This is a genomic window from Mesorhizobium sp. WSM4829 (genome assembly GCF_055811475.1).
The window spans coordinates 50052-70767 of record NZ_JBVVQJ010000019.1 but is presented as its reverse complement, the minus strand read 5'-3'; the positions used below and the strand labels follow the sequence as shown (position 1 = coordinate 70767).

The window sequence follows — 20716 nt, the reverse complement described above, 5'->3', positions numbered from 1 at the left end:
AACGGCCATCAATGCCGCACAATGATCTGGCTGCCGATCTTCACGCGGTCATAAAGATCGATGACGTCGTCATTGGTCATGCGAATGCAACCGGAGGAGTTGGCCTGTCCGACGGTCCATGGCTGGTTGGTGCCGTGGACGCGATAGAGCGTGTTGCCGATATACAAGGCGCGCGCGCCCAGTGGATTGTTCGGTCCTCCCTCGACATGCACGGGCAGGAAGCGGCCATTTGACGCTTCCCTGGATCGCATTTCGGCCGGCGGCCGCCAATCCGGCCAGGTCTTCTTGGCCGAAATCGTGTCGCGGCCGGACCATTCCAATCCCTCCTTTCCAACGCCCACCGCGTATCGCAGCGCCCTGCCGCTGCCCAAAATGTAGTAAAGCCGCCGCTGCGTGGTGTCGATAACGATCGATCCCTTCGGTTGAGCCTCACTGAAATGCACGATCTCCCTCGGGATTGCCGACCACTCGCGTCGGCTTTCTCCATCGGAAGGCTGGTCGGGAGCGGAAGGCGAGACCAGCACATTTCTTGCCGGATCGTAACTCCAGCTGCGTGGGTCATAACCGCTATTCGATTGGGCCTGCGCCGGCGCCATGGCGGCAATCGATAGGACAGTGATCAGAAATGCATGCAATCCCTGGATGAGGCGCCGGGTGACCCGGACTTTGCGTCCTGCAACCTTGACGGGAACAGCCAAGTTCGCAAGCAGGATCATGATTGCCGCCAAGACCGATCTCTCTTCTGCATCCAGGCGTTCAGCTGGCGATCACCTGATTCCAGCGCGCACCATATCGCTTTGCAAGCGGTTCGCAACGTTTGGCACCAAATGCTCGTGCGCATTCCAATTGGACTTCCAATTCAGCAATGTGCACGATAGAGTGAATCGGCGGGTAAACCATTCAACCAGCGACGCGGGCCATCGCTCGTGCGTCCCTTTGTGATAGGACCAATGTTGACGGGACGCGACACCTGCCATGCGGATCGGTTCTCGGGAGCCAGGGCTGCTTTTGTCGCCTGCGGTCTTGCGATGATACTGGCGTTCGGCACTGCCTCGTCGCCGGCCAACGCCGCCGAACCGCGCTGGCCCGCCGGCCCGTACAAATACATCACCGTCGATCAGTCGGTGACCGACGCGCTGGTCGAGCTAGGCCGCAACATGCGGGTGCCGATGCGTGTCAGCAAACTCGTAAAGGGGCGTTTAAGCGCCGGCATGCCGGTTGGAACCGCCCGCGATTTCCTGCAGGAAATCTGCGATCGATACGGGCTGGTCTGGCATTTCGATGGCATCGTCATGAACGTCGCGACCGAAGCTGAGGTCCGGACGGAAATGATCGCGCTTGATGCCAACATGGCTGCCGGTGCGGAAGATCGGCTTTCGCGGCTGGGCGTCATCGACCCGAAGTTTCCGATAAAGGTGTTCACGCAGGACGATGTCGTCTCGGTATCGGGGCCGCCGTCCTATGTCGAACTTGTCAGGAAAACACTGGGAGTTCCTGCGGCGCCGAGCGCCAAGCAGGAGGCTGGCAAAGTTGTTCCGGTCCGTGTTTTCCGCGGCAGGCAGGCGGAGGCGCAGAATGTTCCCTCCGGCAAACCGAACTAAGCAAGAAGGAGGGCAGGTTCATGCAAATCGCGCCGATTGGAGCCCTGGAAGCCACACTGGCGAACTTGACCACCAGCCTGGCGTCGCAGCAGCAGGTCACCGCCGGCACGACCGCGCAGCCGGGCAACCGAATGGTGGGTGCCAATCAGGAAAAACATGATGCGGCGAAGGTTGCCCTGCCTGAACGCGGTGATGTCGCCGCACGGGCAGGCCAGCAGGTGGCGCAGGCGTCTTCGGGAGCCAATCCGGCAATGGCCGGACAATCCTCCAAACTGGCCTCCAAACTGGAAAAGACCGAGCCGGTCGCCGAACACAAGCTGTTCGACTATCTGGCCGCGGTGGAGAAGGCTGGGGGCGGGGTGCTCACGGACCCGTCTGCATTGTTCGGTTCTGCGGTTCAGTCGCTGGAAGGGACCATGCAGCAGGTCCAGAAGGCGCTTGGCCAGGCACACGCTCCCGTGAATGCTGAAACAGCCACCATGCAAGATGGCGCCGGCAAGACCGCCCTGTCAGGCAAGGCCCCGTCAGGCAAGGAAGACGAAAACGCCACCGCAAAAAATGCCGAGCAACTGCTCGAACGATCCATTTCGGTGATGTGGGCAGCCGCCAATCTCGAAGTGGTCACGAGCAGCGTAACGGCCGTTACGTCGTCCACCAGCACGCTGATCAAGCAACAGTAAGCCTACGGAGTGTTCGTGCACACGATATCCTTGCCGCAGCGGTCAACGCTATTGAATCGATGCGGCGTCCGGTGCCGCGTCGCGCTCGTCGTAGTGAGCATGCTTGTGCTCCAGGCGTGCACGGTTGAGTTGTATTCCGACCTCAACCAGCGGCAGGCCAACGAGATCGTGGCCACGCTGATGCGTCACGGCATTCCGGCCCAGCGCGAGGCGGCCAAGGACGGCAAAATGACGGTTTCGGTACAGAAGGACCGTTTCGCCGAAGCCATGGCTATCCTCGACGAAAGCGGGTTGCCCAAACAGGAATTCCAGACGCTCGGCGACGTGTTCAAGCGAGACGGGCTTGTATCCTCGCCGGTCGAAGAGCGGGCGACGATGATCTATGGCCTGAGCCAGGAACTGTCGCAGACGATTTCGGACATCGACGGCGTGCTTTCCGCGCGCGTTCATCTCGTCTTGCCCGAAAACGATCCGCTGAGACAGCGGCTGGTGCCATCGTCCGCCTCGGTTTTCATCCGCCATCGCGCATCCGTTCCGATGAATGAGCTGATCCCTCAGGTCAAGATGCTGGTGGCAAAGGGCATCGCCGGGCTGACTTATGACAATGTGTCGGTTACGCTCATTCCGGTTACCGCGGCGGTTCCCGAGCACGCAGCCGGCGAGCCAGGTTTCACAACGTTCCTCGGCCTCTGGCTGCATCCCGACAGCGTCGCCGCCGCGATGTGGCTGTTTTACGGCATGACGGCGGCTATAGCAGCGCTGGCTGCCCGCCTGGCTTACGTCCAGTGGTATCGACGACCCGGCGTTTATGCGCTCGACGCCGCGGCCATGCCGGTGAAGAAGACATGATCCAGGCTGGCTCGAAGCAAACCGCCAGCCCGGAATGGCAGGCATTCATGTCCAATCCCGCATTCTATGCGGATGCGGTCCGGCTGGCGCAGTGCTTTGACGGCACGATCGGCGAGGCCGCCTGCGAGCGGATGTTGCGGTCGCAGCGCCTGCATAAGCGATTGTCAGTGCTTCTACTCGACCGTTACGGCCTCAGCGGCGCCGTCTCCGACGAACCAGCCGATGAAACAGACCTGGCGATTGCCTTGTCGTCGGGTGAGGAGTTGGAGGAACTTGCGCTTCGCGCCGGCGCGATCTACTGGGCCGGCAGTCTGGCCGCCGTCATCGATGGACGCCAAGCCGCTGCGTTGCAGGCAGCGCTCGGCGCGGAAATCTGCGCTTTCGCAGTCGCCAACCGCGATCTGGCCGGTCCAATGCAGCCGTTGGAGCCGCTTGAAGACATTCATAGTCGTGTCCATGCCGACGGCCTGCGTTGCCTTGGCGCCTGGTGTCAGGCGATGCCGGGCGAAACGAGCATGCGGGTCCGCCTCAAGCTGATGCCGCATGAACTTGTCGACCAGCTGACAGCCGAACCATTTGCCAAAACTGGTCCGGCGATTGTTCGACGGGCAATGGGTTAGGCGATATGGTCGAACCGGACAAAGTGACCACTGCCGTGCCGAGGCGCCCCGTCGCCCGCATCCTGCGCGCTGCCGAGGCAAGCGCCTGGCAGGATGGGCACGCTTTTCTCGACGAAGCCAGGCGTGATGCGCAGCAGTTGCGTGACGCCGCTCGGCGAGCCTATGCGGCCGAATATGCGCAGGGTTATGAAGATGGCAAGGCGCGAGGCGACGCGGATGCCGCGCGTTTGGTGAGCGAGACCGCGGTCAAGGTCGATCGCTATCTCGGTGGGCTGGAAGCCGAAATCATCAATCTGGCTCTCGATGTGGTCAGGCGCGTGCTGGGAGAATTCGACGCGAGCATGCTGGTCGCCAAGGCGGCCGCGCAGGCCGTCGCTGAAATTCGCCGCGCTAAATATCTAAAAGTCCGACTTCATCCTGCTTCCGTTAACAGGGTTCGCGACGAACTGAACGCAGTCCTGCGCGAGAGTGAGTTGGGCATGACGGTCGAGATCGACGCCGACGATACGCTGGCGACGGACGCCTGCATCCTCTCGACCGACATTGCCGTCATCGACGCCAGCATCGAGGCACAGCTCAACGCCATTGCCGCTGCGATTTCATCAAAGGCCGAGGCGGCGGCATGACAAGTCCCGCCACCAAGCTCGAGAGCCGCCTCGCATCGATCGTTCCGAACCTGCGTTCCGGCCTGCGTGAAGATGCCAGCCGGCCCAGGAAAGGGCGTGTACGGCGGGTCACCGGCACGGTCATTCACGCGACGGTGGAGGAGGTTCGAATCGGCGAGATCTGCGAACTCCTCGATCCCAGGACCGGCACGGCGACCAAGGCGGAAGTCGTCGGGCTCATGGACGAGATGGCGATCCTTGTTCCGCTTGGCGATCTCACCGGCCTTTCAAGCCTCACCGAGGTCATTGCGACCGGAAAGACCCAGACGGTGCCTGTCGGGCCCGGCCTGCTTGGTCGGGTGATCAGCGCGTTCGGCGAGCCATTGGATGGCAAGCCGCTTGCGCCGGATGGCATTACCGGCAGCTATCCGGTCAACGCCTATCCGCCGTCGCCGCTGGAGCGCAGTTTGATTTCCGAGCCTATCCAGCTCGGAATCCGCGCCCTCGATGGGCTTCTCACCTGCGCGCGTGGGCAGCGCGTCGGCATCTTCGGCGAGCCTGGCGTCGGCAAGTCGATCCTGCTTTCGGATATCGTCAGCGGCACCGACGCAGATGTTGCCGTGGTTGCGCTTGTCGGCGAACGCGGACGTGAAGTGCGCGAATTCATCGAGCATCAGCTTGGGCCGGAAGGGCTGGCGCGCGCAGTCATCGTCGTCGCGACGTCCGACCGGCCGGCGATCGAGCGCGTCAAGGCTGCCTATGTGGCAACCAGCATTGCCGAATATTTTCGCGACCAGGGCAAGCATGTGCTGCTGGCAATGGACAACATCACGCGGTTTGCCCGTGCGCAGCGCGAGATTGGCCTCGCTTCAGGCGAACCGCCGACGCGTCGCGGTTTTCCGTCTTCGCTTTTTGCTGTCCTGCCCCGATTGCTCGAGCGCTCAGGGCCTGGCCACGTCGGCTCGATTACAAGCCTCTACAGTGTTCTTCTGGAGGGCGATGGCACGCTGGATCCGGTTGCCGAAGAAATCCAGGCGCTTCTCGACGGCCACGTCTTTCTGTCGAACGAGCTTGCGCAGCGCAACCATTTCCCGGCCATCGACGTGCTGCGCAGCCGCAGTCGCCTCATGGACACGGTGGTGCCGGCCGAGCATCGGTCGGACGCCGGCCGCTTGCGGGAGCTGCTCGCCCGCTACGCCGACGTCGAATTGCTGCTGCGCGTCGGCGAATACGAAAAGGGCAGCGATGCGGTGGCGGACGAGGCGGTGGCGAAGATCGACGCCATCAACGCCTTCCTGCGACAGCCGTCCGCCACCCACGAGACAATCGAGCAGACACGCGAACGCATGCGGGGGATCGTCAATGAAAGATCGTGACACGATCGCACGATTGCGCGACCTCAGGCGCCACGGTGAACAGCGCGCAAACGATTTGGTCATAAGGCGATACGCCGCTGCGCAGCGGGCCGCCGGGGCGGTTCGGGAGGCGGCCGCCGCGGTCAGCGAACACCTGCAGCACACAGCCGACGCTGAGGATGCAGCATTCGCTTCGCTTGTCGGGCAACCGGTGAAGGCCGCCAGCCTTCATCGGCTTCAGGGACAGTTCGAGAACGCCGCCAGGCAAACCGAAAAACTTCGGGAAAACGAGAAAATGGCCGGCGTCACCGAGCAGCGACGCAAAACAGAGTTGTCGGCCGCCCGCAACGATCATCGCGCCAGCATGAAGGCGGTGACGAAGCTGGACGGGCTTTTGGAGTATCTGGCCAAACGCACTGCGCGTCGCAGCCTCGCGCTTGCCGAGCTTTCCGAGGAAGACGAGCGCAGTCCACTGCGCTTGCCCGCAGAACGATAGTCCAATCCGTGATCGTGAATATGGAAGTGTGATGCCTCAGGCCTTGGCGTCGGCAAAAAAGAAAGCGCGCGCAGAACCGGCGAGACGCACACGCTCGAGCGTTGGCAAGCCGCTGACATTGGAATCTGTTGCGGCTGGGGAGGTTGAGGCATTGAACGCCTTCTACCGCCGTCGTGCTGCCGCGCAGATCACGATTGCCGGGAAAACCATGGCGATCGCCGCCGTCTGGCCGCCGCCAAACCCTGTGGACCAGCCAATATGCACGATTGCGTTCACTCTCGCAGACATGGCGGGCAAGTTGCGCCTGCCGTTATCTGTTGTCGAACGAGGTCTTGCCAAGGCCGACGAGCTGATCGACCTGAAACGACTGGCGCCCGCTCACGCCGCACTGCTGCTGGAGTCCGAATTCGAAAAGGATCTCGAATGGATCGAGAGCAAGCTGGGCGAGACGATCGCTATTACGTCGATCGAACAAGAAGACAGCGTTCTGGACCAAACCGCGTTGGCTTTCGTCCTGACCGGCAAGGACGAAACCATAGGTTGCGCCTTGCACACCGACAGCGTCGGTCTGGCGGTGCGGGCCGGGCGCTTTCTCGACGCGATCGGCAAAGCAAGACCTCCGGTTCCTGCCGAATTCCCGTTGCCGGTCTGCCTCTGGCGCAACGCGCTTACAATCAGCCACGGTGATCTTCAAAGCCTGCAACCTGGCGATGTGGTGCTCTTCGATGAGCAAGAGGAAGACGCGGCATTGGTCATTGCCGAGCGGCTTTATGCCCCGGCGGCGCTGACTGCCAGCGGGCCGCAACTGCTTGCCGCGCCGACTGCAATCGCTGGATCGAAATGGGAGTGGACCATGAACCAAGACACGCCGCCGCACGCCGACCAGGCATTGGAGGAGGCAACTCTGGACGAGCTGCCGGTTGCGCTTGCCTTCGAACTCGGCCGCACGGCGATGCCGCTCGCCGAGGTAAGGCAGCTTGCGCCCGGCGCCATCGTTCCGCTCGCCAATGTGACGAAGGAGACGGTCGACATCATCGCCAATGGCAAACGCGTCGGCCGTGGCGAGATCGTCCGGATTGGGGAGAGCCTGGGCGTGCGGATCGCCCGCATGTTCGACAATGCTTGATAATTCGCCCAACCTGCTTGGGATCCTGATTGCCGTCGGTTTTGTCGGCCTGCTGCCGCTGGCAGTCGTCACCATGACCGGATTCCTGAAAATCTCGGTCGTGCTGTTCCTCATCCGCAACGCGCTCGGCGTCCAGCAGATGCCGCCCAATCTGGTGCTCTACGGCATAGCGCTCGTGCTCACGGTCTATGTCACGACGCCGTTGCTGAGCGAGATGTCGGGACGGCTTCAGGAAGGGCAGGTTCAGTTCCAGACGACCGACGACCTCGCCAGGGCGGCGCAACTGGTGAGGGAACCATTGCAGCAGCACCTGATCAAGTTCACCCAGCCGGAAGAGCGGCAGTTCTTTCTCGATGGGACGAACCGCCTGTGGCCGGAACAGGCACGACAAGATCTGAAGGACGACGATCTTTCGATACTCGTTCCTGCCTTTGTCGCGTCCGAGCTTACGCGGGCGTTTGAAATCGGCTTTCTGCTTTATCTTCCGTTCCTCATCATCGACATCGTCGTTGCCAACATCCTGATGACGCTCGGCATGATCATGGTCTCGCCGGTCCTCATTTCGGTCCCGCTGAAACTGTTCCTTTTCGTCGCCATAGATGGCTGGTCGCGGCTGATGCACGGCCTGATCCTGAGTTACGTCTGACGCCGCTGGGAGGTTTGCATGAGCAATGACTTCATCCTGGCGAAGGTCCAGGGCGCGCTCCTGACGGTGCTGTTCGCGTCAGGCCCGGCGATCATCGCGGCACTGGCCGTTGGCATCCTGGTCGGGCTGGCCCAGGCGCTGACGCAAATTCAGGACCAGTCGCTGCCGCAGACGATCAAGCTTGTCGTGATCCTGCTGGTCATCATCGTCTTCGGCCCGCTGCTTGGCCAGCAGATCGCCGAGCAGGCCTCGACGGCGCTGGACGAATTCCCCGTCGTCACACGTTGAGGCGCGCGGATGCCGGTCGAACCCTTCTTCGCGTCGGTCAAGGAGCTGCAGTTGTTTCTTCTGGCGGGAGCTTTCGCGCTCGCCCGCATGACCGGGTTCATGCTGCTGATGCCGCTCTTTTCGCGCGTGCCGCTGTCGGGCCTTCTGCGCAACGGCGTCGCCCTGGCGCTGGCGGTTCCGGTCTTTCCGATGATCGTCGACAGACTGACAAACACCGACATCGCGACGACGATGATCGTCGCCTACATGCTCAAGGAGGTCGTCGTCGGGGTAACGCTCGGGCTGGCGATGGGCATTCCGTTCTGGGCGGCCGAGGCTGCCGGCGATATCCTGGACCTGCAGCGCGGCTCGACGATGGGGACGCTGATCGATCCGATGATGACGCATGAGACGAGCGCCACCGGCACTTTGCTCGCCGTCATCATGGTCACGGTCTACCTGGCCGCCGGCGGCCTCGAGCTTTCCCTGACCAGCCTCTACGACAGCTATGGCCTGTGGCCGATCGACCAGCTTCTGCCGGTGTTCAGCAAGGATGCAGCCGGCATCTTCCTCGATCTCTTGAACCGCATTCTGATGATGGCATTGACCCTGGTTTTCCCGCTCATTATCAGCATGCTGTTGTCCGACCTTGTGCTGGCCTTTTTGGCGCGCGCCTCGCCGCACCTCAATGTTTTTGCGCTTTCGCTGATCGTGAAGACGCTGGTGTTTAGCCTCGTCTTTGTCCTCTATTCTGCTTTCCTGCTCTTCTACATGGAGCGGGACCTTGGTTTTCTGCACGAGGCGGGCCGACAGATAGAAGCGATCGGCTGCCGCAACTGTTAATGACACAAGAAAGATTTGCGCAAGCGTCGGTCGCAAGAGGAAGCAATCGTTGGCCGGCCAATAAATACAATTTATCGTTGAGGAAAGATTCTGACAATTTGACAAGCAGCCGAGCCGCCAACGATCTTACGCCCTCCCGACTTGTCTCTGAACCGGAAGCCATGGCTCGCCTGACCACTTCACCGATCTTCGAGGACCTGCGACTGGTCGATGCGGACAGGCTGCGCAGGCTTGTCAGAATCGGCGCCTATGAGGGGCATACAGGGGGGCTGGCGCACGGCAAGCTCCAGGCCAATGTTGTGATCGTGCCGCGCAGCTTTGCCAGCGATTTCCACCAGTTCTGCATCCGCAACCCGAAACCCTGTCCATTGGTCGGCGTTAATCGCGCCGGCAGCCCCTTGATCCCAGCGCTGGGCGACATCGACATCCGCACCGATGCCCCCCAGTACAACATCTATCATTTCGGCGAGCTGACCCGTCGCAGGACGGACATCATCGACCTGTGGCAGGATGATTTTGCCGCTTTCGCGCTCGGCAGTTCGCTGACCGTCGAAGCTGCACTTGCCGAAAAGAAACTGAGCCGCATCGGCTGCGGCAAGGCCTCGCCCAAGTTTCGAACCACGATTCAGACGTGCCGCGTCGGACCGTTTGGTGGTGAAATGGTCGTCTCGATGCGTCCGATAAGCCGTTGCGATGTCGACAGGGTTCGCGCTCTCACCGCACGCTTCCCGCATGCCCACGGCTCTCCCATCCATGTCGGAGATCCCACGGTCATCGGAATAGCCGACTTGATGGCTCCCGACTGGGGCGATGCGGTCAAAATCATCGACGGGGAGGTCCCTGTATTCTGGGCCAGCAGCATCACCGCACAGGATGCACTTGCTCGTGCCGAGTTGGCGACCTCGATCACGGTATCGCCGGGGCACATGCTGATCACCGACGTCGATGCACGAGCCGACGCGGGCGCTTTCAAGGTCTTTTAGTTCGTCTGCACAGAGGATTTGGTTGGTTCTAGACCGAGCCTGAAAGGGATTGTCGACGGTCCAGCTGCACAATCTCCAACGTCTGCGATTAGCGGCAGTCCACCACACCTTCGTCATCCCAGGGCGGAGCAGGAGCGAAGCGACGTCGCGGAGACCCTGGAATCCAAGCAGTTACCTCGGAGCGCTGCTGCGGTGCAGAACCTTTGATGGCGGAGCGAGGCGCCCCCCTCTGTCCTGCCGGACATCTCCCCCACTTGTGGGGAGATCGGCCGTCATTGCGGCTTTCGCCAATGTCCAACGTTGATGAACAGGCGCCGTCAGCGAAGCTGCCAATCTCCCCCCAAGTGGGGGAGATGTCCGGCAGGACAGAGGGGGGCGCGAAGGATCACTACAGATCAGCATTTATCCTGGTCCGCTGCGTTCCTCCGCTGAGGTAACGGCATGGATCCCAGGGTCTGCGCGCGTCGCTTCGCTCCTTGCTTGCCTTGGGATGACGAAGTGGAGGGGTGTTTCGGCCAATCTCCAATGTTTGCGATCTGCCGCTAAGATTTGCCACCGACGGGAATTATTGACGTTCGCTGCCGATCGGCTCGACCTGTCAAAACTACTGTGTCGAGGAACTAGCATGGATCGGCCAGGATATGGTCGGGGGCGGTTTCATATGTCCGTTGCAGGTCTTGCATGTATCCGAGCATGTGTTCGGCCATGGCGCCGGCCTCTGATGCCCTCTTTTCCAGCTGGCGAACCCTGAGGTTGATGGCGGCGGCGATCCGGCGCGCTTCCTGCATGTCGCCGCTCATCCGTTCGCCAGCTTGCGCGGCCGCCCGCCCTTGCGACCGTTTTCACGAGATGCAGCGCCCTTGGCGCGCGAGCGGGCTCTGCCACCGGCAGCGCCGAGTTGGGCGGCCATCCACTGTCTGGACCCGAAAACGCCTTGCAGCATCGCCGGCACATACACGTCTACATCGAGTTTGGGCCAATGCAGGCCGAGACCGGCGGGGCTGATCTCGATTTCCGCAAGATCGCCCGGCGATGCGTCGGCAAGACCTTCGGCCAAGCGTGCGGGAAATGCCACCTGCACGCCAGTATTCAGGTTGACGACGATGCGCGCCGCCCGGCGATCGTAGCGGGCGGAAACAGCATGTCCGACCTCACGCAAGGAGGCCATGCGCTTTTCGGCCCGTTCAAATTCGTCCTCAGTAACGGCCATGAATTGTTATCCATTCCTCGCAAAGGACGATTAGCACGTTTGCCAGTTCGTCCTTGATGCTGCCCAGATCGGGCCGGTTGAACCCAAAACTCTCCCGCAGTTCCGGTGGCCCGTCAGGGCAATGCAGGATGAACACCGCTTCGCCGACCGCACCCTTGACATGGACGTGCGCGGGTCGATGATCGTTCGGATAGATGACCACACGCAGGCCACTGAAACGGAACACAGTCGGCATTTTCCGCACATTACCAAAACCTAAGCGCTTAGGAAAGTGGCTCCGAGCAGGAATCGCCTCAAAAAGACAAAGGCAGCGTGTCAGCTAAAGTGAGCAGAACCGGATGACTGCAAGCATCATGCTTTCGCCGGGGCACATGCTGATCACCGACGTCGATCACGAGCCGACGCGGGCGCTTTCAAGGTCTTTTAGCAGTTCTTCATCACCGGTCAGCGGTAATGCTATTCGAGATGCGAAATGCGGTGAGGTCGGTCTCGATCTGCCTCACCACATCTTCGATCATGTTGCAGTTGGCCCAACCTTATGCACTCGAGGCAGTGAAGCTCCCCGGCAAGTGCTCCCACTACGTGATAACCATTTGGTAACCTTCCGAACTCGAAAGTGAGAAAGTGCTGGCTCCTTTTCCCCTCGATAGATGTTAGGGCTGCTATCGAGCGAGACAAAGGAGAAAGGACCGGGATGGCCACGGTACTGAACGCCAAAGGCGTTCCACTTCCCTACAGCGGATCCTCCGCAAGGTGGTATTCGGCGACGAGTTCCAGCTCAACACTTTATGGCAGCACATACAACGACTCGATGTATGGCGACGGTAACGTCACCGTCACAATGCGTGGCGGCAAGGGCGACGACATCTATTATCTGTATGCCGCGAAAAACAAGGCGGTCGAGCTATCCGGCGAGGGCGTGGACACCATCTCGACCTGGATGAGTTACAAGCTCCCGGCCAATTTCGAGAACCTGACGGTCACCGGCGACAAACGCTATGCTTTCGGCAACGAGCTGAACAACATCGTTACCGGCGGCTCCGGCCAACAGACGCTCGACGGCTTGCAGGGCGATGACGTGCTCAAGGGCGGATCCGGGGCGGACATTTTCGTCGTCAACCCCGGCAACGGCAGTGACCTGATCCTGGACCTTGGCGCGACGGATACGGTTCGCGTCGGGAGCTACGGCTTCACCTCCTTCGACGAGGTGCGCGCCAACATGGTGCAGTCGGGAGCCAACGTCCGCCTGAATCTGTCCGACGGCGAGTTTCTCGTCTTCGCCAACAAGACCATCGGCGATTTCACCGCAAGCCAGTTCAAGCTGGCCGTGGACAGGTCGGCCCTGGAACTGACCTTTTCGGACGAGTTCGATACGTTGGACCTGTGGAACGGCTCGAGCGGCACCTGGGATTCGAATTACTGGTGGGGGGCTGAGAACGGCAGCACGCTCACGAGCAACAATGATCTTCAATGGTACATCGATACCGACTACGCCCCGACACGCTCCGTCAATCCATTCAGCATCGAGGACGGCGTTCTCACCATTACCGCCGCCCGGGCTCCTGAGGCGATTCGTCCCTATATAAATAACTACGAATACACGTCAGGGTTGCTGACGACCTACGAATCCTTCGCGCAGACCTACGGCTATTTTGAAATTCGCGCCGACATGCCCGAAACACAAGGGGCATGGCCGGCCTTCTGGCTTCTCCCGGCGGACGGCTCCTGGCCACCGGAACTGGACGTCATCGAGATGTTCGGTAAAGATCCAAACAAGCTCATCCTGACAGGCCACTCGAACGCGACGGGAACGCATACAACAGTAGGCACGACGGCCTATGCCGCGGATACCGAAGGGTTCCACACATATGGCGTGCTTTGGACAGAAGACGAACTCGTCTGGTATTTCGACGACGTCGAAGTCGCTCGTGCCGCAACGCCTGCCGACATGCATGACCCGATGTATATGCTGGTGAATATGGGGATCGGTGGCCAAGCGGGAGAGCCCGCCGACGAGCTTGCGACGCCTGCCGAAATGCAGATCGACTACATCCATGCCTATGCGTTGCAAGACTGGGTTATCTGACATTTGACAGATGGACTCGGCACCGACACGTTCGTCATCATTTCGGGCGCGGCCATTGCCGCCTGAGACCGAACTGGAACTGATGTGAAGCCGACGTCGCATCCCATTCCACCCGAGCCGCCGCGAACGACACTCGCGGCGGTTTTGGCTTCCTTCCGGCGAGCGTTGGCCGGAATTGCGTTGATGAGCGGCGTCGTCAATGTCCTGGCGCTGACCGGCTCGTTCTTCATGCTGCAGGTCTATGATCGTGTCATACCCGGCCGCAGCGTGCCGACGCTCGTCGGGCTCGCCGTGTTTGCCGGCACACTTTTCGTTTTTCAGGGCGTTCTCGAACTCATCCGGTCGCGTTTGCTGGTGCGCATCGGGATTGCGCTGGACGCGCGCTTGAGCGGACAGGTCTATGCCGCCCTCATGCGTTTGCCGCTGCGCACCAAGCTCGCAGGCGACGGCCTTCAATCCTTGCGCGATCTTGACCAGGTGCGATCGTTCATGTCGAGCGCCGGCCCGACCGCGCTTTTCGACCTGCCGTGGATGCCGCTCTACCTCTTGATCTGCTTCCTGTTCCACTTCTGGATCGGCATGACGGCGCTGGCCGGCGTGGTTATTCTGTTCAGCCTGGCATTGCTTGCCGAAATACGCACGCGAGAGCCCGCCAGAAAGGCAAACAGTCAAGCGGCAGCGCGCAATACACTTGCCGAAGCGACACGTCGCAATGCCGAGGTTCTGCAGGCCATGGGCTTTGGCTCGCGCATCGCCGAGCGCTGGTCAGGGATCAATGCCGGCTATCTCGACACCAATGCAACGGCCAGCGACCTTGCCGGGACGCTCGCAACAATCGCGAAGATCCTGCGCATGATGCTGCAATCGGGCATCCTGGCGATCGGCGCCTATCTGGTCATCCATCAGGAAGCGACCGGCGGCATCATGATCGCCAGTTCGATCATGATGAGCCGGGCGCTCGCACCGATCGAACTGGCTATCGCCCACTGGAAGGGCTTCGTCACCGCCCGCCAGGCCTGGGCTCGGCTGACCCAGCTTTTGGTCCTGCTTCCCGAAACTGCGACAAGTGTCTCGCTGCCTGCTCCGAGATCTGCTCTTTCGGTCGAAAGTATCAGTGTCACACCGCCGGGTGAGCGCCGTATGGTCGTGCAGGACGCCACCTTTGCATTGGAACAGGGCGTCGGCCTCGGCATCGTCGGGCCAAGCGCTTCGGGCAAGTCATCGCTCGTTCGGGCAATTGCCGGCATATGGCTGCCAGTTCGCGGCACCGTCAGGCTGGACGGCGCAACGCTCGACCAGTGGTCGCCGGAAGAACTGGGCAAGCATGTCGGCTATCTGCCTCAGGATGTGCAACTGTTCGACGGCACCATTGCCGAGAACATCGCGCGCTTCGAACCGCAAGCGCCCTCGGACAAGATACTGGCGGCTGCGCGCGCGGCCGGCGTTCATGATCTCGTCATCCACCTGCCGGAAGGCTACGAGACGCGCATCGGCGAGGCCGGTTCGGCGCTTTCGGCTGGCCAGAGGCAGCGGGTGGCGCTTGCCCGGGCTCTCTACGGTGACCCGTTTCTGGTTATTCTCGACGAGCCTAACTCCAACCTCGATGCGGAAGGCGAGGCGGCGTTGACGGTGGCGATCCAAGCTGTTCGCGCGCGAGGCGGTATAGCCGTCGTGGTCGCACATCGTCCGAGCGCGCTTGCCAGCCTGGATCAGGTTCTTGTGATGGCGAACGGCCGTATTCAGGCCTTTGGTCCAAAAAATGAGATCTTGAACAAGATAACCCGCCCAGCGGGCGTCCCCTTGAAAGTCGTTTCCGGACTGGAAGAGACGGCATCCTGATGGCGCAACGCATGATATTCGCGGCCGATCGCACCATTCGACGCTATCTGCTTGGCGGTGTCGCAACCTGCATCCTGCTGGTTGGCGGGGCGGGGAGTTTGGCTGCCGTCACCGAAATTTCCGGGGCCGTCATCGCTTCGGGAAAGCTGGTCGTCGATTCCAGCGTCAAGAAAGTGCAGCATCCAACCGGTGGCGTTGTCGGGCAAATCTTCGTCCGGGAAGGCGATCCCGTAAAGGCGGGCCAGGTCTTGATCCGCCTCGATGAGACCATCACCCGGGCCAATTTGGCGATCGTCACCAAGAGCCTGGACGAATTCGAGGCGCGGCTGGCTCGCCTTGAGGCCGAGCGTGACGGCAAGGCAAGCATCGTCTTTCCAGCTTCGCTTGTGTCACGCCAGGATGCCCCCGAGATTGGTTGGGCGATGGCCGGCGAGCAATCTCTGTTCGAATTTCGCCGACAGGCACGCGCCGGTCAGAAGGCTCAGTTGCAGGAGCGCATTGCGCAGCTTGCCGAAGAGGTTTCCGGCTTGACCGAGCAAAGAGATGCCAAGAGCCAGGAAATCAAGTTGATCGGCTTTGAGCTCGAAGGCATGCGCAGACTTTGGCAACGCAAGCTGGTTTCGATCGATCGTATTACTGCGCTTGAACGCGATGCCGTGCGGCTTAAAGGCGAGCACGGGCAACTGACTGCGGCCATAGCGCAATCGAAGGGTCGTACCTCCGAAATCCGTTTGCAGATCATCCAGATCGACCAGGATTTGCGCAGCGAAGTGGCAAGCGAACTGCGAGACGTCCAGGCAAAGATCTCCGAGTCCGTCGAGCGCAAGGTTTCGGCCGAAGATCAGCTCAAACGCATCGACATACGCAGTCCGCAGAACGGTGTCGTTCATCAGCTCGGCGTGCACACGGTCGGTGGCGTTATATCTCCAGGCGAGCTCATCATGCTGATTGTCCCGGTGACGGACGACCTGACCGTCGAGGCGCGCGTGGCTCCGCAAGACATCGATCAGTTGACGCCAGGGCAAGGCGCGACCCTGCGGCTGTCGGCATTCAATCAGCAAACGACGCCGGAACTGAATGGTGCGGTCAGCAAGATTTCCGCCGACCTCAATGTCGATGAGAAAACAGGCACCGGCTTTTACACTGTGCATGTTGCTTTACCGCGCACAGAGCTTAGCCGGCTCAAGGGCGTGGCCCTGGCGCCAGGCATGCCTGTCGAGGTGTTCTTTTCGACCGGCAACCGCACCATGCTGTCCTATCTCGTGAAACCTTTGGCGGATCAGATCCAGCGAGCTTTCAGGGAGCAGTAGGCTCTCTCTGCGAGCCGACGAGCTGAATTCCGGAACAAGGATGCGATTTTGCCGTTTCGCCTGAAACCGGAAGCGATCCCACATGTCCGAGTTGACGAATGAAGAGATCGAGGGTCGGCTCAATGCCCAGCGAGAGACTCTGGCGCTGGTCGTCGCGCTGCTTGCCGGCGTCGACAAGTCAGAGCGAATATGGGCCGAGCTGGAGGCCCGTTTTCAATTCCAGAACAATCAGGAAGACCCCGGCGCCGTGCCAAGCGGTGCATTCGCCATTGAGAGCGCGATGATGCGGGAGTTCAAGCTGATCTTCGAGGAAGCGCGGGCACGCAAGGCGGAATGGAATGCCGACAAGCCATCCACAAGCGGCGCCAGTTCCTGACGGGGGCTGCCGCCCGGCCTGCAGCATCTCTCACGCTGGGGATTAGCTACAGCCACCACGCCTTCGTCATCCCAGGGCGGAGCAGGAGCGAAGCGACGTCGCGTAGATGCCGTGACATCAGAGCGTCACGACGGTGCAGAACCTTTGATGGCGGAGCGAGGCGCCCCCCTCTGTCCGGCAGGACAGAGGGGGCGCGAAGGATCGCTACAGAGCGCTTTTGTTCTGGTCCGCTGCATTCCTCGGCTGAGGTAACGGCATGCATCCCAGGGTCTGTGCCGCGTCGCTCCGGATGGGGGCCATATTTTTTCTGACCTTCCCCGGAAACATTTCCGCCATGCCAGTGTTTAACGCACTGAGTGGGCGCGAGGCGCAGTTCCTCTGCGGCGATCCTCCCTTTGGAGTGTAACGATGCCGGCAACCGCCATGAAAGAGGTCGAGGAGGTCAGGATCGAGCCCGACGGGCTCGTCGGGCTGCTGGGCGTGCCGCACGGGGCGCAAGGCATCGTTATCTTCGCTCATGGCAGCGGAAGTGGACGGCTCAGTCCGCGCAACAATCACGTCGCCGCCGCACTTCGGCAGGCCGGACTGGCGACCCTTCTCGTCGACCTTTTGACGTCGATCGAGGAACGCGACAGGCGAAACGTCTTCGACATTGGCCTGCTCGCATCGCGACTCGCGCTGGCGACGCATTGGGCGGCTGCGGAAGCACGGACCAGGAGGCTTGTCCCATTATTTTTCGGGGCAAGCACTGGCGCCGCAGCCGCGCTGGTGGCCGCGGCACGCCCGGATGCAGCTATCGCGGCTGTCGTCTCGCGCGGCGGCCGGCCCGATCTGGCGATGGACGCGCTGCCGGCCGTGCGTGCCCCGACACTGCTGCTGGTCGGCAGCCTGGACGGGCCGGTGATCGGGATGAACCAGCGTGCCCTTGCCGCGCTGAAGGGCGAGAAACAGCTGATCATTATCGACGGTGCCGGCCACCTCTTCGAGGAGCCGGGCACAATGGATGAAGTGATCAGGCACGCCACACGATGGTTCCTCGGTCATCTCGCGCCCCCACAAAGGCCGGCGCAATGATCCTGGGCAGGCCAAGGCTCGAGCAACAAAATGAATCCAGTTCCAGGTTGCCGAGCGAGCCGGCCAAAGCGCATCGCGCCATCCGGCCGCTCTTCCAACGCGAACGGGCCTGACCCATGGCAAATCACGGCAAAACCCTTCCGACGGTTCTTGTCACCGGCAGCAGCGGCTTCCTGGGGCAGGCGATCGCGCGAGGCTTGATCGATCGCTATCGCGTCATCGGCCTCGACGTCGCAAAACCGAAGCATGCCCCCGCCGGCATGGAGACGATCGAGATCGATCTCACCTCCGATGAGGGCGTGAGCAGGGCTGTGCAGGCGGCACGGGAGCGCAGCGGCGGCCGCATCGCTTCGGTCGTCCATCTTGCCGCCTATTATGACACGACCGGCGAGGACAACCCCAGATATGACGCCGTCACCGTGCAGGGCACGCGCCGGCTGCTGAAGGCGCTGACGGCGGTCGAGAGCGAACAGTTCGTGTTCTCCAGCACGCTTCTCGTCCATGCGCCAAGCCCGGAGAAGGGCGCGAAAATCAATGAGGACTCGCCGCTTGACCCGGCCTGGGCCTACCCAAGATCGAAAGCCGAAACCGAGGCGCTGATTTCGCGGGAGCGCGGCCAGATCAAGACGGTGATCCTGCGGCTCGCCGGCGTCTATGATGAAGACTGCCGGGCGGCCTTTATTGCCCAGCAGATCGCCCGCATCTTCGAGCGCTTGCCGACCGCTTATCTGTTCGCCGGCGATATCACCGCCGGCCAGCCCTATCTTCACAAGGACGATCTCGTCGATGCGGTGGTGCGCACCGTCGACCGGCGCGCCGAACTTCCGGCCGAGACCGTGCTTCTGATCGGCGAAGAAGACACACCGTCATACGAGGAGATGCAGAAGCGCATCGGCCGGCTCATCCATGGCGAGGACTGGCGCACCCTGGCGCTGCCGAAGCAACTGACGAAGCTCGGCGCGTGGGTGCAGACGGAGGTGCTCGACCAGGACACCGACATCAAACCGTGGATGATCGAGAACTCGGACGATCATTACGAGATCGACATTTCGCGGGCCAAAATCCTGCTGGGCTGGGCGCCCAGACACAATCTGCTGGACACATTGCCGGAGATGATCCGCCGGCTGAAACAGGACCCGACGGACTGGTACGCGGCCAACAAGCTCGATCCGCCCGTTGTCGCGGCTTCGGACCCCGAGATCGAGCAGGCCGAAAGGCGCCTCAAGGGACCGCTCGAGCGAAGCAAGGAAGAGGTCGAAGCGGCGATAAAACGGCATCGGTCGAGGACGCTCTGGGCACCGATGACCAACGCTGCGCTCGGGCTGTGGCTGATCACCTCGCCAACGACAATTGGCCTGTTCGATCCCGTCACAGCCGCAATGCCACCCGCTCTGGGGCACGCTGTCGCGGAGCCGCAATTGCGCAACGCAGGCCTCGGCGTCAGCGAGATCGTTTCCGGCCTGCTGGTGACGGCCTTTGCGTTGATGGGCATGTCCCGACGCTGGCGCTGGGTGCAGTGGATCACGGCGTCGCTCGGAGTTTGGGTGATGCTGGCGCCGTTGCTGTTTTGGACGACCAGCGCCGCCGCCTATGCCATCGACACGCTCGTCGGCATGCTGATCGTCGCCTTTGCGGTAATGATCCCGCCGACCCCTGGCATCAGCCGCCGCGCGCTGGCGGCCGACGACGACATTCCGCTGGGCTGGACCTATTCGCCATCGACCTTCACGCAGCGGATTCCGATCGTGGCGCTGGCCTTCGTCGGCCTGTTCGTCTCGCGCTATCTCGCCGCCTTCCAGATGGGCCACGCGGATGGGCTGTGGGATCCGTTCTTCGGCCCCGGCGGCGCGCCGGTGCGCAACGGCAGCGAGGCGGTGGTGACGTCATGGGTCTCGAAGGGTTTTCCAATCGCCGATGCCGGGCTCGGCGCCTTCGCCTATTGCCTCGATATCCTCGCCGGCGCGATCGGCGACCGCCGGCGCTGGCGCACCATGCCGTGGATGGTGCTCCTGTTCGGCTTGCTGATCGTTCCGCTTGGCGTGGTCAGCGTGTCCTTCATCATCATCCAGCCACCGCTGATTGGCGCGCTGTGCACGCTCTGCATTCTCCAGGCCGCCGTCACGGTGGTGCTGATCCCTTACTCCGTCGACGAGGTGCTGGCGACGATCCAGTATCTCTGGGGCGCGACGAGGGCAGGCGAGCCGTTCTGGCGTACCTTCTGGATGGGCGGACCGGCGCTGTCGGAGAACCAGACGCCCGGCGCCGATCTCGACCGTCCGGTTTTCGAGGTGCTGAAGGACTTTGTCACCGGCGGCGTCAGCTTCCCGTGGACGCTGGCAGCGAGCACGCTGCTCGGCGCCTTGCTGATGACCACGCCATTGATCTTCGGCACGCAGCCACCGCTTTACTTCAGCGATCACGTCGTCGGCTGTCTCATTATCATGGTCGCAGTCACGGCCATGGCCGAAGTGGTCCGGCCGCTGCGCTTCCTCAATGTCATGTTTGGCGCATGGATCGCGGTGTCCCCCTTCGTGCTTGCCGGCGGTGAAACCCTGGCGATGGTGGCGGACGTTGCGATCGGTCTGGCGCTGATCGTGCTCAGCCTGCCGCGCGGCACGCGCAGTGACCAGCACTATGGCGGTTGGGATCGAGCGATTGTCTGAGCAACTCGACCTCAGCATCTGGCAAGGCGAAGCGCGTGACGATCTGCAAGAGCAGGTCAAGGAAGAGATCGAGTTGCCTGAACGAGG

The 20716-nt window shown here is 61.7% G+C and carries 23 protein-coding genes; 18 read left to right on the top strand and 5 right to left on the bottom strand.

Annotated elements, in window-relative coordinates:
- Nucleotides 1–8 precede the first annotated feature (8 nt).
- Nucleotides 9–716 carry a L,D-transpeptidase gene (locus tag AC0L17_RS19130; RefSeq protein ID WP_473516978.1) on the bottom strand — a complete coding sequence of 236 codons (708 nt, stop codon included), beginning with the start codon at nt 714–716 and terminating at the stop codon, nt 9–11.
- Between the two features lie 234 nt (nt 717–950).
- On the opposite strand from AC0L17_RS19130, the gene AC0L17_RS19125 reads away from it, so the two are divergent.
- From AC0L17_RS19125 to AC0L17_RS19100, 6 genes are read left to right on the top strand one after another with little or no spacing between them, the layout of a single operon-like run.
- Nucleotides 951–1601, top strand: a complete 651-nt coding sequence (locus tag AC0L17_RS19125) for a type III secretion protein (protein WP_473516977.1) — start codon at nt 951–953, stop codon at nt 1599–1601.
- 20 nt (nt 1602–1621) lie between these two features.
- Nucleotides 1622–2281: a hypothetical protein gene (locus AC0L17_RS19120; RefSeq protein ID WP_473516976.1), complete on the top strand. Its 660-nt coding sequence runs from the start codon at nt 1622–1624 to the stop codon at nt 2279–2281.
- 9 nt (nt 2282–2290) lie between these two features.
- The gene (sctJ, locus tag AC0L17_RS19115; protein WP_473516975.1) at nt 2291–3130 is read left to right on the top strand and encodes a type III secretion system inner membrane ring lipoprotein SctJ; all 840 of its coding nucleotides are present in this window, start codon (nt 2291–2293) and stop codon (nt 3128–3130) included.
- A gap of 47 nt (nt 3131–3177) precedes the next feature.
- A complete protein-coding gene (locus AC0L17_RS19110) occupies nt 3178–3750 on the top strand; it encodes a SctK family type III secretion system sorting platform protein (RefSeq protein WP_473516974.1) in 573 nt (190 codons plus the stop codon).
- Between the two features lie 5 nt (nt 3751–3755).
- On the top strand, nt 3756–4376 hold the full coding sequence (gene sctL / locus AC0L17_RS19105) for a type III secretion system stator protein SctL (RefSeq protein WP_473516973.1): 621 nt from the start codon (nt 3756–3758) through the stop codon (nt 4374–4376).
- Nucleotides 4373–5731 (top strand): FliI/YscN family ATPase, encoded by a 1359-nt coding sequence (locus tag AC0L17_RS19100; protein ID WP_473516972.1) that lies wholly within the window; start codon nt 4373–4375, stop codon nt 5729–5731. The genes sctL and AC0L17_RS19100 overlap by 4 nt, the downstream gene beginning before the upstream one ends.
- On the opposite strand, the gene AC0L17_RS19095 is transcribed toward AC0L17_RS19100, so the two are convergent.
- Nucleotides 5715–5918, bottom strand: coding sequence for a hypothetical protein (locus tag AC0L17_RS19095; RefSeq protein ID WP_473516971.1), 204 nt, complete (start codon nt 5916–5918; stop codon nt 5715–5717). The genes AC0L17_RS19100 and AC0L17_RS19095 overlap by 17 nt on opposite strands.
- Before the next feature lie 3 nt (nt 5919–5921).
- Between AC0L17_RS19095 and AC0L17_RS19090 the strand changes: the two genes are divergently transcribed.
- The 6 genes from AC0L17_RS19090 (at nt 5922) to AC0L17_RS19065 (ending at nt 10071) form a co-directional block, all read left to right on the top strand.
- A complete protein-coding gene (locus AC0L17_RS19090; protein WP_473516970.1) occupies nt 5922–6206 on the top strand; it encodes a hypothetical protein in 285 nt (94 codons plus the stop codon).
- Nucleotides 6207–6357: 151 nt separating this feature from the next.
- Complete coding sequence (gene sctQ, locus AC0L17_RS19085; RefSeq protein ID WP_473516969.1) at nt 6358–7332, top strand: type III secretion system cytoplasmic ring protein SctQ; 975 nt, start codon at nt 6358–6360, stop codon at nt 7330–7332.
- On the top strand, nt 7325–7978 hold the full coding sequence (gene sctR / locus AC0L17_RS19080) for a type III secretion system export apparatus subunit SctR (RefSeq protein WP_202363682.1): 654 nt from the start codon (nt 7325–7327) through the stop codon (nt 7976–7978). The genes sctQ and sctR overlap by 8 nt, the downstream gene beginning before the upstream one ends.
- Nucleotides 7979–7996: 18 nt before the next feature.
- Nucleotides 7997–8266 carry an EscS/YscS/HrcS family type III secretion system export apparatus protein gene (locus AC0L17_RS19075; protein ID WP_287205261.1) on the top strand — a complete coding sequence of 90 codons (270 nt, stop codon included), beginning with the start codon at nt 7997–7999 and terminating at the stop codon, nt 8264–8266.
- Nucleotides 8267–8275: 9 nt separating this feature from the next.
- Nucleotides 8276–9088, top strand: coding sequence for a type III secretion system export apparatus subunit SctT (sctT, locus tag AC0L17_RS19070; RefSeq protein ID WP_473516968.1), 813 nt, complete (start codon nt 8276–8278; stop codon nt 9086–9088).
- A gap of 161 nt (nt 9089–9249) precedes the next feature.
- Nucleotides 9250–10071 carry a D-glutamate cyclase family protein gene (locus AC0L17_RS19065; RefSeq protein WP_473516967.1) on the top strand — a complete coding sequence of 274 codons (822 nt, stop codon included), beginning with the start codon at nt 9250–9252 and terminating at the stop codon, nt 10069–10071.
- Between the two features lie 620 nt (nt 10072–10691).
- On the opposite strand, the gene AC0L17_RS19060 is transcribed toward AC0L17_RS19065, so the two are convergent.
- Genes AC0L17_RS19060 through AC0L17_RS19050 form a run of 3 tightly spaced genes read right to left on the bottom strand, consistent with a single transcriptional unit; the run spans nt 10692 to nt 11516 of the window.
- Entirely contained in the window at nt 10692–10871 is a 180-nt protein-coding gene (locus tag AC0L17_RS19060; RefSeq protein WP_473516966.1) for a hypothetical protein, read from the bottom strand.
- Nucleotides 10868–11281, bottom strand: coding sequence for a DUF2442 domain-containing protein (locus AC0L17_RS19055; RefSeq protein ID WP_473516965.1), 414 nt, complete (start codon nt 11279–11281; stop codon nt 10868–10870). The genes AC0L17_RS19060 and AC0L17_RS19055 overlap by 4 nt, the downstream gene beginning before the upstream one ends.
- A complete protein-coding gene (locus AC0L17_RS19050) occupies nt 11268–11516 on the bottom strand; it encodes a DUF4160 domain-containing protein (protein ID WP_473516964.1) in 249 nt (82 codons plus the stop codon). Before AC0L17_RS19050 ends, AC0L17_RS19055 begins: the two co-directional genes overlap by 14 nt.
- A gap of 459 nt (nt 11517–11975) precedes the next feature.
- Here AC0L17_RS19050 and eglC point away from each other — a divergent pair, with 459 nt between their 5' ends.
- From eglC to AC0L17_RS19020, 6 genes are all read left to right on the top strand, one after another.
- Nucleotides 11976–13367, top strand: a complete 1392-nt coding sequence (gene eglC, locus AC0L17_RS19045) for an endo-1,3-1,4-beta-glycanase EglC (protein WP_473517014.1) — start codon at nt 11976–11978, stop codon at nt 13365–13367.
- 84 nt (nt 13368–13451) lie between these two features.
- Nucleotides 13452–15206, top strand: coding sequence for a type I secretion system permease/ATPase (locus AC0L17_RS19040; protein WP_473516963.1), 1755 nt, complete (start codon nt 13452–13454; stop codon nt 15204–15206).
- Nucleotides 15206–16516: an HlyD family type I secretion periplasmic adaptor subunit gene (locus AC0L17_RS19035; RefSeq protein WP_473516962.1), complete on the top strand. Its 1311-nt coding sequence runs from the start codon at nt 15206–15208 to the stop codon at nt 16514–16516. Before AC0L17_RS19040 ends, AC0L17_RS19035 begins: the two co-directional genes overlap by 1 nt.
- Nucleotides 16517–16598: 82 nt before the next feature.
- Nucleotides 16599–16892: a hypothetical protein gene (locus tag AC0L17_RS19030; RefSeq protein ID WP_473516961.1), complete on the top strand. Its 294-nt coding sequence runs from the start codon at nt 16599–16601 to the stop codon at nt 16890–16892.
- Between the two features lie 408 nt (nt 16893–17300).
- Complete coding sequence (locus AC0L17_RS19025) at nt 17301–17966, top strand: dienelactone hydrolase family protein (protein ID WP_473516960.1); 666 nt, start codon at nt 17301–17303, stop codon at nt 17964–17966.
- 116 nt (nt 17967–18082) lie between these two features.
- Nucleotides 18083–20629, top strand: a complete 2547-nt coding sequence (locus AC0L17_RS19020) for an NAD-dependent epimerase/dehydratase family protein (RefSeq protein WP_473516959.1) — start codon at nt 18083–18085, stop codon at nt 20627–20629.
- Nucleotides 20630–20716 lie beyond the last annotated feature (87 nt).

What these genes read in the sequence shown, in the direction of transcription:
- AC0L17_RS19060 (WP_473516966.1), bottom strand. Translation starts at nt 10,871, where the DNA reads ATGAGCGGCGACATGCAGGAAGCGCGCCGGATCGCCGCCGCCATCAAC.
- AC0L17_RS19130 (WP_473516978.1), bottom strand. Translation starts at nt 716, where the DNA reads ATGATCCTGCTTGCGAACTTGGCTGTTCCCGTCAAGGTTGCAGGACGC.
- AC0L17_RS19050 (WP_473516964.1), bottom strand. Translation starts at nt 11,516, where the DNA reads ATGCCGACTGTGTTCCGTTTCAGTGGCCTGCGTGTGGTCATCTATCCG.
- AC0L17_RS19055 (WP_473516965.1), bottom strand. Translation starts at nt 11,281, where the DNA reads ATGGCCGTTACTGAGGACGAATTTGAACGGGCCGAAAAGCGCATGGCC.
- eglC (WP_473517014.1), top strand. Translation starts at nt 11,976, where the DNA reads ATGGCCACGGTACTGAACGCCAAAGGCGTTCCACTTCCCTACAGCGGA.
- AC0L17_RS19030 (WP_473516961.1), top strand. Translation starts at nt 16,599, where the DNA reads ATGTCCGAGTTGACGAATGAAGAGATCGAGGGTCGGCTCAATGCCCAG.
- AC0L17_RS19035 (WP_473516962.1), top strand. Translation starts at nt 15,206, where the DNA reads ATGGCGCAACGCATGATATTCGCGGCCGATCGCACCATTCGACGCTAT.
- sctR (WP_202363682.1), top strand. Translation starts at nt 7,325, where the DNA reads ATGCTTGATAATTCGCCCAACCTGCTTGGGATCCTGATTGCCGTCGGT.
- sctT (WP_473516968.1), top strand. Translation starts at nt 8,276, where the DNA reads ATGCCGGTCGAACCCTTCTTCGCGTCGGTCAAGGAGCTGCAGTTGTTT.
- AC0L17_RS19075 (WP_287205261.1), top strand. Translation starts at nt 7,997, where the DNA reads ATGAGCAATGACTTCATCCTGGCGAAGGTCCAGGGCGCGCTCCTGACG.
- AC0L17_RS19025 (WP_473516960.1), top strand. Translation starts at nt 17,301, where the DNA reads ATGCCGGCAACCGCCATGAAAGAGGTCGAGGAGGTCAGGATCGAGCCC.
- AC0L17_RS19100 (WP_473516972.1), top strand. Translation starts at nt 4,373, where the DNA reads ATGACAAGTCCCGCCACCAAGCTCGAGAGCCGCCTCGCATCGATCGTT.
- AC0L17_RS19125 (WP_473516977.1), top strand. Translation starts at nt 951, where the DNA reads ATGTTGACGGGACGCGACACCTGCCATGCGGATCGGTTCTCGGGAGCC.
- AC0L17_RS19065 (WP_473516967.1), top strand. Translation starts at nt 9,250, where the DNA reads ATGGCTCGCCTGACCACTTCACCGATCTTCGAGGACCTGCGACTGGTC.
- AC0L17_RS19110 (WP_473516974.1), top strand. Translation starts at nt 3,178, where the DNA reads ATGTCCAATCCCGCATTCTATGCGGATGCGGTCCGGCTGGCGCAGTGC.
- AC0L17_RS19120 (WP_473516976.1), top strand. Translation starts at nt 1,622, where the DNA reads ATGCAAATCGCGCCGATTGGAGCCCTGGAAGCCACACTGGCGAACTTG.
- AC0L17_RS19020 (WP_473516959.1), top strand. Translation starts at nt 18,083, where the DNA reads ATGGCAAATCACGGCAAAACCCTTCCGACGGTTCTTGTCACCGGCAGC.
- sctL (WP_473516973.1), top strand. Translation starts at nt 3,756, where the DNA reads ATGGTCGAACCGGACAAAGTGACCACTGCCGTGCCGAGGCGCCCCGTC.